The sequence below is a fragment of the Blautia hansenii genome, from assembly GCF_013304445.1.
Classification (GTDB): Bacteria; Bacillota; Clostridia; order Lachnospirales; family Lachnospiraceae; genus Blautia.
The window spans coordinates 1-13,977 of the sequence record NZ_JAAITA010000019.1; the positions used below are offsets into that span (position 1 = coordinate 1).

The 13,977-nt window shown below is 40.0% G+C and carries 11 protein-coding genes; 2 read left to right on the forward strand and 9 right to left on the reverse strand.

Features of this window, described 5'->3' with window-relative positions:
* Positions 1 to 22: 22 nt before the first annotated feature.
* The 9 genes from G5A70_RS12210 to G5A70_RS12250 all read right to left on the reverse strand — a co-directional run bounded on the left by G5A70_RS12210 (position 23) and on the right by G5A70_RS12250 (position 11,213).
* Complete coding sequence (locus G5A70_RS12210; RefSeq protein WP_173749914.1) at positions 23 to 772, reverse strand: carbohydrate ABC transporter permease; 750 nt, start codon at positions 770 to 772, stop codon at positions 23 to 25.
* Positions 773 to 782: 10 nt separating this feature from the next.
* Entirely contained in the window at positions 783 to 1,679 is an 897-nt protein-coding gene (locus G5A70_RS12215; protein WP_173749915.1) for a carbohydrate ABC transporter permease, read from the reverse strand.
* Positions 1,680 to 1,690: 11 nt separating this feature from the next.
* Positions 1,691 to 2,995, reverse strand: a complete 1,305-nt coding sequence (locus G5A70_RS12220) for an ABC transporter substrate-binding protein (protein ID WP_173749916.1) — start codon at positions 2,993 to 2,995, stop codon at positions 1,691 to 1,693.
* A 252-nt stretch (positions 2,996 to 3,247) separates the two neighbouring features.
* Entirely contained in the window at positions 3,248 to 4,756 is a 1,509-nt protein-coding gene (locus tag G5A70_RS16035) for a helix-turn-helix domain-containing protein (RefSeq protein ID WP_173749917.1), read from the reverse strand.
* The gene (locus G5A70_RS12230) at positions 4,753 to 6,537 is read right to left on the reverse strand and encodes a sensor histidine kinase (RefSeq protein ID WP_173749918.1); all 1,785 of its coding nucleotides are present in this window, start codon (positions 6,535 to 6,537) and stop codon (positions 4,753 to 4,755) included. Before G5A70_RS12230 ends, G5A70_RS16035 begins: the two co-directional genes overlap by 4 nt.
* Before the next feature lie 205 nt (positions 6,538 to 6,742).
* Positions 6,743 to 7,321 (reverse strand): HutD family protein, encoded by a 579-nt coding sequence (locus G5A70_RS12235; RefSeq protein WP_173749919.1) that lies wholly within the window; start codon positions 7,319 to 7,321, stop codon positions 6,743 to 6,745.
* Between the two features lie 252 nt (positions 7,322 to 7,573).
* Positions 7,574 to 8,980, reverse strand: coding sequence for a YfcC family protein (locus G5A70_RS12240; RefSeq protein WP_173749920.1), 1,407 nt, complete (start codon positions 8,978 to 8,980; stop codon positions 7,574 to 7,576).
* Between the two features lie 109 nt (positions 8,981 to 9,089).
* Positions 9,090 to 10,499, reverse strand: coding sequence for a beta-Ala-His dipeptidase (gene pepD / locus G5A70_RS12245; protein ID WP_173749921.1), 1,410 nt, complete (start codon positions 10,497 to 10,499; stop codon positions 9,090 to 9,092).
* Between the two features lie 51 nt (positions 10,500 to 10,550).
* Entirely contained in the window at positions 10,551 to 11,213 is a 663-nt protein-coding gene (locus tag G5A70_RS12250; RefSeq protein ID WP_173749922.1) for a TetR/AcrR family transcriptional regulator, read from the reverse strand.
* 280 nt (positions 11,214 to 11,493) lie between these two features.
* On the opposite strand from G5A70_RS12250, the gene citC reads away from it, so the two are divergent.
* Positions 11,494 to 12,555 carry a [citrate (pro-3S)-lyase] ligase gene (gene citC, locus G5A70_RS12255; protein ID WP_173749923.1) on the forward strand — a complete coding sequence of 354 codons (1,062 nt, stop codon included), beginning with the start codon at positions 11,494 to 11,496 and terminating at the stop codon, positions 12,553 to 12,555.
* The gene (citX, locus tag G5A70_RS12260; protein ID WP_173749924.1) at positions 12,552 to 13,964 is read left to right on the forward strand and encodes a citrate lyase holo-[acyl-carrier protein] synthase; all 1,413 of its coding nucleotides are present in this window, start codon (positions 12,552 to 12,554) and stop codon (positions 13,962 to 13,964) included. The genes citC and citX overlap by 4 nt, the downstream gene beginning before the upstream one ends.
* Positions 13,965 to 13,977 lie beyond the last annotated feature (13 nt).

Here is a 13,977-nt window from a genome sequence, read left to right on the forward strand (position 1 = left end):
TTGGCACTTTGGGCAGACATATTCATTTTTGAATTACAGTTTGCGGAAACTCAAGCAACTGGACTGTACGCATACTTTCTGAATTCGTCATAACCAGTGGCCACAGGTAATCATTCCATACCGCTGACCCCTTTAAAAGTGCCAGCGTAGCCAGAATCACTTTAGAATTTGGAATGTAAATAGAAAAATAGGTTCTCCATTTACTTGCTCCATCAATCATTGCCGCTTCATCCAGAGAACGCGGAAAATTTTCATAAAACTGTTTACACAAAAAGATGCCAAAAGAACCGGATACCAATGGAATAATAATTCCCGGCAACGTATTCATCAATCCGGAACCGCCAAATCCCATAAGGTTATTTCCTCCTGCAAGAGGAAATTTAGCCATAATCAAAAAAGTCGGCAGCATAGTAACCTGCGGCGGCATCATCAGCCCTACCAAAAGCAACGTAAACAAAATTTTTGAGCCACGAAACTGTAGTCTGGCAAAAGCATATCCCGCTATGGAATTAAACAACAGTGAAAACGCAATGCTCGTTATGGTAATCACCAAAGAATTCCGAAAATAAACACTCCAGTTTCCTGTGTATAATGCTTCTTTATAATTGTTAAAGTCAAAAGTTCCCGGCAGGAAATGAAAAACCGCAGAATTAATTTCTCCTGTAGTTTTAAAGGAGGTAGAAATCATCATTACAATAGGAAGTATCATAATAAAAGAAACTCCCCCCATACAAACCAACCAGATTCCCTTTGTCCATTTTTTCTTTTTCATCTCTTTCCTCCTATGAAACATCTATATCCTGACCTTTATTCCCAAATTTAAATACCAACATTGTGACGATAAGAGAAAATCCCAATAGCAACACAGCCATTGCACTGGCATATCCCATTTTAAATTCCAGAAATCCTCTGCGGTATATCTGATGAACCACCGTGGTAGTGCGATTCAGCGGACCACCGCTGGTGAGAATATTAACCTGCTCAAAAACTGCAAAACTGTTTACAATTCCGGTCACTAGCAGAAAAAAGGTCGTTGGTCTCAGCATGGGCCATGTAATATTCAAAAATCTGCGAATAGGACCTGCTCCATCCAGTTCTGCCGCTTCGTACAGAGATTCTGGTATACCTGTAAGCCCACCTAGAAAAATCACCATAGAATAACCGCAGTTTTTCCAGATTCCTACCAGAATCACACACAGCATTGCCTGCTCCGGATTAATAAGCCATTTCTGAGGCGTAACTCCTATAAATTCCAGAAGCCTGTTGAAAAGTCCGAAATTAGGATTATACAGCCACAGCCATACCATAGAAACACAAACCATGGACATAATATTGGGAAGATACAAAGCAGTCCTGAAAACAGGAACCGCCCTTGACTTCCGGTAAAGCAAAACCGCCAGCAATAGTCCGATTGCCAACTGTATTGTCAACGTAACTGCCGTATAAAACAGCGTATTTTTCACTGCCGTCAGAAATTCCGTATCAGAAAAAAGCTTCACATAGTTTTTCACTCCCAAAAACTCAGGAATTGCATACATATTGAAGTCCGTGAGACTATAATATAAAACCATTCCAACGGGAATCAAAATAAACACAGCAAAAATCAGATAGGCCGGCAAAATCATTAAATAGGCTTCTTTATCACTCTTTCTGTTTCCGTAAACTCCCTGTTTCGCCATAACGCACCTCCTTACTGGTTGTCAATTTCCTCCTGAACCTTCTCTGCAGCCTCATTTAAAGCTGTTTTTGCGTTGCTCTGGTCATAGTATACCTGCTCCATAGCATCATCCACATATGTAAGGACACTGTTAAAATAAGGCACTTTAGGCGTACCTTTTCCATTCTCAATAGCTTCCATAATTCTAGGTCCGTTTTCCGGATTTTTTTCAAGATAAGGCTTTTCAAGAGAACTTCTAACCGGCGCAGCTCCTACCGTATCCATCCACAAATTCATAGAATTTTCACTGCACATATATTTCATCAATTCCCATGCACCTTCTTTCTGTTTTGAGTTCGCATTCATGAACATAAAGTGCATACCACAGAAAGTAGCACTGTTTTCTTCCGAAAACATTGGTACCATTTTAATTTTTCCTTCTAAATCTCCGGTATTAATACTATTAAATTCATTCTCATTGAGTATTGTCATGGCTGCTGTTCCATTATGAAACGGATTCTGGTCAGACTGTGTATTATCCCATTCCACCAGCCCAATATCCTTTAATTCTTTCATAAAATTCAAAGCCCCTACTGCTTCCGGTTCATTGAATAAAATTTTATCGTTTGACTCATCCACCAGATTCTCAACCCCATTTTGCATTGCAAAGATTTGCAAATACTGATTGATGTTTGCACCGCTGGTGGGAAGTCCAAATCCGCACTGTGTAACATTTCCCGATTTATCTTTTACTAGAAGTTTCTCATGAGCTTCTTTCAGTTCCTCCCATGTAGAAGGTGGATTATCCGGGTTCAACCCCGCCTTTTCAAACAGCTCTGTATTAATCGCAAACATACGGGCATCCGGTGTATAAGGAATTCCATACACTTTTCCTCCAATGCTACCAGATTCGATAACGCTGTCATAAAAGTCTGCCATATCGCCCCAGTCCGCTACATAATCATCAAGGCACTCATACTGTCCCATTGGCACTCTGGCGCCGATAGAAGATAAAGAATAATGAATTACATCTGCAGCTGTTCCTGAGGCAAATCCTGTGTTTAGCTTTGTCTCAAAATCATCTCCCCATGGGGCTTCCTGATATTCTACTTCATACTCTGGATGTTCTTTTTCAAAACCTTCTATCATTTTCATAAATGCTTCTTTTTTGTAATCCTCTGTTCCCGCTCGTAAAAATACCAGTTTCTGTTTGTCTCCTTTAGAACCTCCGCCTTTCTCAGCAACCAAATCTTCATTCCCACCAGAACATGCTGCTGCGGACATCAAAACAGTTCCCGTCAGTAAAGTGCTTAAAACAACTTTCCATTTCTTTTTCATAGTTTTTTATTTCCTCCTTAATTCTCTTGCTAAATTCTATGTTTATTATACACAATACCCAATTTTTATCTATGCAATTTATATATGTAATCCTGTCATATATTTACTTTTTCTATCACTTTTTTCCCACTTTGCACTATTTCCTTCTGTATAGCACATTATTTTGTTTTTTATTTTGTTTTCCTTGTAAAATCTTTGTCTTTTTGCACAACAAAAAAGTCCGGTTTCCAATATTCCGGACTTTTTGACTCCCTATGTTGTTTTTCTGAATTCCAATGGCGTCATTCCTGTATTCTTTTTAAAAACCTTACTGAAATAAGCAGAATCCGGAATCCCAACCAGACATCCAGTCTGATAAACACTTTGTTTTGTTTCTATTAACAACTTCTTTGCTTTTTCCATGCGAAAATCTAATAAATAGGTATAGATATTTTTTTCTGTTTCTTTCTTAAATAAATGTGAAAGATAGCTTTTATTCATATGGACGTGCTTCGCAAGTTCCTCCAGGGAAATATTTTCTCTGTAGTTCTCTTCAATATACTGTATAACCTTACAGACCGCTTCACTATAAACAGGACGGGAAGCCTTCAGTACTTCTACAAACTGCTTCATATACACCAATACCCTGTGTTCCAATTCCCGTATACTTTTGCAATGGCTGATTAAAATAAATTCATCTATAGAAAACTTTTTTCTCTGTGTCTCGTCCAAGTGATTCCAATAAATATTCAAGATAAAATCTAACAACAGATGTCTGACTAACGCCATATCCGGCATCTCTTTTCGGAACATATCGAATATCTCCTGCATATTTTCCAATGCCCTGTCATAATCGTGTTCCATCCATATTTCCTCTTCTCCCTTAAACCTGACCTCCCAAATCTGCCCTTCTTTCCCCGTTTCTTTAACACAAGCATAATTCAGCACCCCTGTTTTTTCGTAAAATTGCTGATAATCAGCCGCTTTTTCTGCTTGTTTGTATATCTTTTTTAAATCCTCGCAGTCTTTTCCGATTTCTCCTGCATTTAAAGATATACAGCTGTTACCAAAAGATATAAAGGTCTCAAATATTCCCAAAGACAGCTTCTCTATTTCAGATTCCCCCACTTCTGCAAGAAGCAATGCCTCACTGTCTTTTCGCAATACACAAAAAACCTTCTGCTTTTTTTCTTGAAAGAAAAAATCAGTAATTTCCTCTACTCGATTCATATTTAATGTCTTATTTGCATTTCTCAAAAGCATAATAGTAAAGTAATTTCCTCCCCATAATCGTTCCCAATCCAACAATATTTCCGGAGTAATTCTTACGTCATCTCTTAGAAAATTCTCCAGAAATTCTTTTACCTCTCCTTTCTTCTCCGCCTGTATATCTGCTTGATTCTCTATATTTTTCAAGACCTCTTCAGCTCTTTGAATACAGTTTTCCAACTCTTCTTTTACTATTTCTGATTTTAATAAAAATTCCTTAACCCCCAGTTTCAGAGCTTCCCTTGCATAGGAAAAATCATCATAAGCACTTAATATAATAGTATAGGGCAGCTTTCCTTCTGTTTTTAACTGCTTTAGCAGCTCCATACCATCCATTACCGGCATACGTATATCCGTAAACAATATATCCGGCATAAATTCCCGGCAGCAATCCAAAGCCTGTTTCCCATTTATACATATTGCTGCGACCTCATGTTCCGGAAATAGCAATTCCACATTTTTCTTCATCCATTTCAAAATAATTTCTTCATCATCTGCAATTACAATTTTCACGTTTCTTCCCCTCCCAAATGCAATACTGGTATCTCCATTTTAAAAGTCACGCCTCCATTTTCATTAAGAAAGGCGTGCAAGCCGTATTCTTCGCCAAAATTTCTTTTTATTCTCATTTGTATATTAGAAATCCCAATTCCGCTGAACTGTTCTTTCACTTTGGGAATTTCCCGGCTTTCAATGCATTTTTTGATTCTTTCTAGGTCCACACCTACTCCATCATCTTCCACTTCAACAACAACTTTCTGTTCTCTGGAATATGCACGAATCCAAATATGTCCCTTTTCGGTTTTCATATTAAAGCCATGTGAAATACTGTTTTCTACCAGAGGCTGAATCAGATTTTTCAATATTCCCAGTTCCCCAGTCTCATAATCTATGATGGTTTTCCACTGAAATTTATCTTTATACCTCAATGACATCAACGTCAGATACTCTTCCGTCATATCAATTTCTTCTTTTATAGAAATCAATCTCTGCTGATTCGCAAAAGCTTTTCTCAGCAGTTTTGAAAAGGATAAAATCGCTTTATCTGCCTCTTGATATTCCTCCATCTGTATCATAAAACGAATCGTAACCAACGTATTATAAAAAAAATGAGGATTAATCTGTGCCTGTAAAGCCTGTATTTCCAGGGTATGTTTTTCCTCCTGTTCTTTTTCCAACTGCTGCATAAGCTCCTGTATCTTGTCCAACATAGTATTAAAATTCCGATATATATCCTGAAACTCAGCCTCATAATTCTCCAAAATTTTTGCCTTTAAATTTCCTTCCGAAACTTCAACAATATTTTTGTTCAACTGCTTCATTCTTCCCGCTATAAAGCTGCAATTATAAAGCACTATAAATGTAAGAACAAGAAACATAGCTGCACCAAGTCCTAAAATCAATCCCACATAAAAAGACCAGCTGCTCTGATATGGTTCATAACTGATTAATTTCCACCCAGTTTGCTCAATACTGCTAAATCGAATATGACAATTTTGTCCCTTTACATGACCAAGAAAAAATCCCTTTTCATTTTCTGTGATTTTTTTGTAATAAGAATTATCTTCGATGGCATTCCCATAGAGTATTTTATCTGAGGCATAGATAATTTTCCTATACTGGTCCATAACAATTGTATTTTCTGCATTCTCTCCGGTTTCAATCGTATCATCTCCCCAAATATTGTGAGAAACGGCTACAATCATAGTCCCTATTTTCCTTCCACTGTTCAGATTACGGATATTACGAACTGCAAATAGCGTATCCTCTTGAAAGTTATTTTGCAGTAAAGGACTTCTATATTGCGGCAAAAAATAAATGGTATCATTGCCCTGCCCCATTTCTGAATACCAACTTTCCTCCACAATCTTTTCAAAAGTCGGTCTATCACCTGTAAATTCTAACGAGTTTTGAAAATAACTGTTTCCATTGCTGCACAATATCATAATCTGATACTGTCTCTCCGGAAATAATTCTGTCAGTTCCCTCATTTTCCCTTGAATTTTACCTTGAGCCTGAGTCGCCTCATACCCTGTAAGTTGCTGCTTCTCTGATAAAATATGGTTTATTTCTGAATCCAGATATAACATATTTGTTATCTTTATAATCTCTGTATTTCTGTCTGCAATATTACTGCACCTTTCCTCCACTGATGCCAGTTTACTCCGATTCCATTCATAATTGCTATTTCTGAAAGCCGCTATTGTCAGAATAGAAAACAAAATAAACAGTGGAACAACTATCAAAAAATCAAAAAAAAGAACTGTCTTTTTAATACTATGCGGCTTTCTCATCTTCCGTTTCTCCTTCTTCCCCTTTTCATTTGTTCATTGTAGCAATTTCCCCTTATATTTTCAACTATTTACCAGACATATTCACACAAAAAAAGACTGTTATATCGGATATTCAGAAAATCATACCCAAATATAACAGTCTTTTCTCATTTATATTGTGCTCTAATTATATTGCCACGAGCACCAATCATCTCATTTCGTCTATCTACACCCGCACTCTGCAAATCCCCAATCCTGTTTCTTCCTTGCCGCTATTTACCAACACAACACTCTCTTTCCAATCCTTACACAAAAGAAGTTCTCCTTCTTCTGCTTTGCAGTCCGCTGCTTCTGCCTTTCCGCACCTCACATACACGGCCAGCAGATTTTCTCCTGCTTTCGGCTCTAATTTCAGACTTTCCCCTGCTTTTAAACGTGCCGTTTCCATTTTCCCCTCTGCACCATTTTTCAACATCAAATTAAAGTCCGTCACCCTTCCGAAACTCACGGTAGGTACACCGCCGTCAAAGCAGTCTACCTCATAAGGCTGCAAACACACCCTGTCTGCCTCTCCGTGAACCATCTCCAGATTTCCCTCAAAGATACTGAGGTATCTCTTTACCCCCGGCAGACTGGTAAAATCCGACTTGTCCACTTCTACTGCAGCACTGCTGATACGGCATTGAAAATTTCCTTCGCTGTAACTGCTGTCTTCCGGATACAGATACAGTTGTGTTGTACTTCCTCCTGACCAGCGTGAAGTCTGAAATTCTGCTTTTTTTCTTACGATGAAATAATTGCCCATGGTCCTTGTCCCCCCTTGAAATAATGTTTTGCTTTTATAAATAATCCTGTATGGTAAATTTCGTTTGTTCTTCTATTTGCTCAGCCACTAACGCTTGACATACTTCTAATGATAGCATACTCCCACTTTTTCCTCAACTCGCTTTTCCCCTCTGCATAAGAGAAAAATTTTTACTGTAACACAAACAGAAAACCAGAGAACGCCTGGTACTGTGGTTTTCTCTGGTTTTCTGCTTTTTATACTATATGTTTTTTAAAACGGTCCATACCCAATCTGTACTGCTATAATCAATGCCGCAAATGCTACTACCCACCACAACAGGAACAGCGGTACCAGCCATTTTGCCCACTTGCCCCATGGAATTTTTGCCATTGCACAAGCTGCCAAAAGTTCTCCCCCCGTAGGTGCCATAACATTAGTAAAGGCATCTCCCAACTGAAAAGCCAGTACTGAAGTCTGCCTTGTCAGTCCAATCAAATCTGCCAATGGTGCCATAAGAGGCATTGTAATTGCTGCCTGTCCGGAACCGGAAGGAACTAATACATTAAACAAATCCTGTACCACAAACATTCCGCAGGCACTTAATGTCGGCGGCAGACCATCCAGAAGCCCAGCCAGCGCGTGAATAATGGTATCCATGATATTAGCGTCTTCCAAAACAATCAGCGCTGCATTGCAAAGTCCAATCATAACACCCGCAAAGAGCAGATTTCCGCAACCTTTTAGGAATTCCTCTGCAATCTGTCCTGGTTTCAATCCCCCAAAAAGACCAGCCAGAATACCGGCAATCAAAAATAGTGCTGCCAATTCGTCTATGTAAAATCCAAACTTCACTATACCAACTACCATAGCTATCATAACCCCTAAAAAGGTCAGCAGCACCAGTTTCTGTCGAAAAGTCAGTTTCACCTCTTCTGTCAGGTCGATATCGGATTCTTTCCCTTTATCGAATTCGTACACCAGACTTGCCTGTGGATTTTTCTTTATTTTTCTTGCATACAAGGTCACATAAGTAATACTCACCGCCATCAGTGCCAAAAATACGCAGGCTCTGAATCCGATTCCGGAAAACATAGGCAATCCGGCAATTCCCTGAGCCACACCTACAGTAAACGCATTTGTCATAGCCCCTGCATAACCAGAAGCTGCGGAACAGAAAATAATCCCCAACGCTACCAGAGAATCAAATCCCATAGCCAGACATACGGCCAACACCAAAGGAACAAAAGCCAGAAACTCTTCAAAGTTTCCAGCAAAGGCAGAACCACACCCAAAAACCATCATACACACAGGAATCATCAACAGTTCTTTCCCCGCCATTTTCTTTACCACCAGCGTCATTCCATTGTGAATAGCGCCCGTAGCCTCCATAATCTGAAACATTCCACCTATGATAAAGAGAAAGAAAATAACATAGCTTGCTCTTTGCAGTCCCAAAGTCACAGACTTAAAAAGAGGAAACAGACCTACCGGATTCTGCTCTACATAGTGGAACGTATTCGGGTCTACAATCTCCCTTTCCGTAACTGGATCCAAAACTCTGTCATACTGCCCCGCCGGTACCAGATATGTAGCAATTGCACAGACAATAATAATAATTGCCAGCAATACCATAGGATTCAATGCCTTCATTTGAATGTTCTTCTTTTTCTTTTCCATTGCTGCACCTCCTGATATAAAATCGAACTCCCTTCTTCATTGTCACTCACTATCGTTTTACTACACTAAACCATAGCATAGACACGTTTATTTGTCAATCGTGTTTATGTCATTTGTACATTTCTTCTATAATCTTTTTTAAAATTTTGTACATTTTTTTCGTAGAAGAAATGCTTAACTTTTCTTGAGGGGAATGAAGTCCTTCGCAATTTGGTCCTATAGAAATAGCATCCAATTCCGGCATAGTTTCAAAAAAGCAGCCACATTCTAAGCCGGCATGTACACAGCGGGATATTGGTTTCTGTCCATTTTGTTCTATAAACACTTTCACTGCAAACTTCCGAAGTACAGAGTTTGCATGATAATCCCAACCGGGATAAGCAGAATGTACCTGAGAACTTCCTCCCATCATTTCAGCCAGACGTTCAATAACCTGTGCAATATAATCTCTGGCAGAATTTCGGGCAGCACGAATTTCATATACAATGTGAAGCATACCGTCTGTCAGATACAATTCTCCCATGTTATCTGAACTGCTTACCAGATTTTCCATATCACTGTTCATCTCAAAAATATTGTCTGGTGAAAACATTATCATATGGATAATTTTTTCCGCATCATGAACTTCTGTTATCTGCCCGTTATATGGACACATTTTTATTTCCAGCTTTTCTGCTGCACTTAGATACTCTTCCTTTAAGTTTTTATACACCTGTCCACACTTTTCCCTTGCCTCCTCTTCCTTATCTTGGGGCAATGCCAGCACCAGACTCGCTTCTCTCGGAATGGCCAGACGAAACGTACCACCTTTTATCCTGGCAATTTTTAGTTCTGTCACCTTTTCCAATTCTAACAGTACTCTTGCCAAAAACTTATTTGCGTTTCCATGCCCTCTATGTATGTCTTCTCCCGAATGACCGCCTTTTAATCCAGTAATGCAAAGTTCAAAAAGTTTCCATCCCTCTTTCTTTTCCTCTCTGTTTAAAGGTATTTTCACTTCTACAGCCTCTCCCCCACAGCTTCCACACAGAATTTCGTTATCTTTGGCATTATCCAAATTAATCATCCTGGTTCCCTGCAAAAGGCTGGTGTCAAACCCTGCTGCTCCTGACAAATCTTCCTCTTCCAACAACGCCATGGCCAACGCCATACCAATTCCATCATCTGCCCCCAGCGTAGTTTCTCCTCCTGTTGTCAGATAATCTCCTTCTATGTTCCAGGGAATAGGGTCTTTAGAAAAATCATGCGTGGATGCTAGAGCTTTTTCACAAACCATATCCATATGTGCCTGTAAAATAAGTCCCTCTTCTTTTTCCATTGCCTTAGAAGCGGCTTTTCGTATCAGTACATTATTGTGTTTGTCTCTCACAACGAATAATCCCCTTTTCTGGGCCCATTCCACCAGATATCTGCTAATTTGCTCCTCATGAAAACTCTGTCTGGGAATCTGACTGATGCCGTAAAAAATCTCAAACACTCTGTCCTGTAATAAATCCTCTATTTGTTTTTGCATACCCATATATACCGCTCCCTTCTACATATATATCTTTTATGTGCCTGATATCCTCACCTACTTTTGAGGCGCTGCCTTATCCATAATATAGTCAAAAGTTTCCATAACCAGTTTCATCTGTTCCTCTATCTGTCTGGTATCATGTCCCTGCCAAGCATCGTATAAGTAGGACTGAAACATTCTTGTCATCAGAACAACCGTTTGATTCACGTTTTCTTCTGCCACAAATCCCTGTTCCACCAAAGACGGCATGATGGCTCTGTCCCTTTCCATAATTTCTCCCTGCGTCAGCATTTTAATAATATCATCATCGTGATGTCCCAGTTCATCCGGAAAAAGTTCATAGTATATTGAAATGACATTCTTTAATTTCTTCTTATACTTTCCATAAAAGAGATAATAAAAAATTTCCGGTCTTTTTAAACATGTCTTTCCAAAAACCTTATAGATTGTCCTATACCGTTCCAGTGCATTCATAGAATCTTCCAGCGTATTTTCCAAATCTACAATATATTGCTTTAAGTATCCCATAGAGGCAAATATCACTAACTCTTCCATATCTTCAAAATAATTATACAAAGTAGCACTGTTATATCCTGCTGCTGCCGCTGCTTTCCGCACAGTCAATTTTTCCACCCCTTCGGATTCAATCAATTCTTTTGCGGCAGTAATAAAATAAATCATAACCCGCTTTTGTTTTATATTTAATTCTTTTCTCATACAGGAATTCCTCCATTTCTACTCGTAAATCTTTCATTTTATAAACACAATTATATTTCGAACATGTTTAACTGTCAAATACAATTCCCTTATATTCTTTAAATTTATTGACATTTATAAAAATCATGATTTTGGACACTTTTATATATCGTTTCCTGCTGTTCTCTTTGTATCGAAATTATTTTTTCAAAATGTGCCATTTCCATTTTCCCCTCATTGCCACCCCCGCCTTTCTATGTTACACTGTTTTTATCACAACTCGGAAAAGGAGGACCCACTCATGGATTCCGAACATTTTTATTTAGAAGAAGGTTTCCCGTTTCACGGAAGAAAACTGGAAAAACTGAAAGTCTTTTTATCCCAAAATGATTTATCTTATGATACACAGATTCAATACACTGTACTGTTAAAAACCCAGGATGGAGAACTGGCAGGCTGTGGTTCCCGCCACAAAAACACTTTAAAATGTATTGCCATTAATCCTAAATTTCAAGGGGAAGGCTGCCTCTCTCTCCTCATGACCCAGCTTATAAAAAATGCTGCTGCAGAGGGTCTTTCCCACTTGTTTTTGTTCACAAAACCCATGTATCTGCAGATGTTTTCCGACATGGGATTTTACCCTATTACTCAGACAAAGGATATGCTGCTTATGGAGAACCGCAGGGATGGAATCCGGGAATATGTAACCAGAGAAGCTGCTCTTTCCCCTGCCAAAGAAGGTAAAAGGATTGGCGCCATTGTCATGAATGCCAATCCTTTTACCAACGGTCACCGGTATCTGGTAAAGACTGCGGCTGCTATGTGTGACCTGCTGCATGTCTTTGTCCTGTCTGCGGATTCCTCCGAATTCCCGGCAGATATCCGCCTGAAACTGGTAAAAGAAGGCTGTACAGATTTTCCTAATGTACAGGTGCATGGAAGTTCGGAATATCTGATTTCCCACGCTACTTTTCCCGACTATTTTCTAAAGGATAAAGCCACGGTTTCTGACAAAACCGCCCTTCTGGACCTGATGATTTTCGGAACTTATTTCAAAGAAGCTTTTCATATCACCCGGCGTTTTGTGGGAGAAGAACCCTTTTCCGCCATCACAAAAGCCTACAACGAACAGATGAAAAAAACGCTTCCCGTTTATGGAATTGAAGTAACAGAAATCCCCAGATGTGCATATCAGGATACCATTATCAGCGCCACTTTCGTACGGAAAAAGTTTTTAAGCAAAAATCCGGAAGACCTAAAAGAACTGGAAAACTTTGTGCCTGAAACCACCTATGCCTTTCTGATTTCCCCGGAGGGACAGCGTTTAAAACAACAATTAGCAGCCACAGGAGACTTATCATGAACCATTCCGTATGGGCCAAAGGACGCCCTATTACCCTGCCCGAAATTTTAGACGCAAGAGAAAAACGCGCATACCTTCAACAGGAAATGCTGCAAAAAAGGCCCCGTTCTCTGCTGAGCTTCACCTTAAATATCGCCGGTCCGGTGAAGGTATTCCCCTATACCAAATGGCTGTATACACTGGGATATGACCTCATTCACCAAGGAATTTTCATACTTCGTGGAAAGATTTTAGAAGAAAAAGAACAGAAAGAAAACACCGGGTACGAAGCTATTTTTGCCCTGGATTTGGAACCGGAACGCATAAAAGAATATCTGCTTTTTCAGGAAGAAAACCACCCTCTGGGGCGGCTCTTTGACTTGGATGTACTGCGTCCTGACGGCACAAAAGTCTCCCGCCGGGAACTGGGATTTCCGGAACGCACCTGCCTGATTTGTCAGAATCCCGCTTTCCTCTGCGGACGTTCCAGAACCCACAGCGCCGAAGAACTGATACAGCACACTGTACGACTTATAGACAGCTTTTATTGTGAACGCATGTCTGTTCATGTTGGACTTATGATGCAGAAAGCCCTGTTTTATGAAGTGAACACTGCTTTGAAACCAGGGCTTGTAGACCGCCTGCACAACGGTTCCCACAAAGATATGTGCCGGACTACGTTTATCCGCAGCGCCTATGCCCTCACCCCTTATTTCATAGCCTGCGCCAGAGAAGGACTGACCTTTTCCGGCACTTCTGAAGAACTCCCCAGGCTTTTCCAGAAGCTCCGCACACTGGGAGTTCAGGCAGAAAACCATATGCTGACTGCCACCGGAGGAGTAAATACACACAAAGGAATTATCTTTTCCGGCGGAATTCTCTGCGCTGCAGCAGGCTATGCAAAAGCTTTTCATGCCACAGATTTTTGCGCCCCGGATTTTCCCGCTCTTCTGGGCAATATCTGCCGCTTTATGCTTACAGATTTGCTTCGGGATTATGACCACATCAATCCCCTTGCGCCCAAATCCAACGGTGAAAAACTCTACCTGCTTCATAACATTACGGGCATAAGAGGAGAGGCCTGCAAGGGATTCCCTCACCTTTTAACAGAAGGACTGCCCCTCTTTGAGAATGTCAGAAAATCCGGTTTTTCACTGAATGATTCCGGACTTTTCGTACTCCTGCATTACATAGCTCACACCGAAGATACGAACCTCATCATCCGCAGCAGCTATGAAACTGCATTAAAAATCAGAACCGAACTTTCTGCTTTCCTGGAGGCTTCTTCCTATGAACAGCAACTGCACATTTTACCTGATTTAGACCGCTGTTTTACAGAAAAAAACATCAGCCCCGGCGGCAGCGCAGACATGCTGGCTCTGACCTATTTCCTGTACTTTCTCATGAAAAATGCCTGCTGCTTTACCTAGCAGACAGGCATTT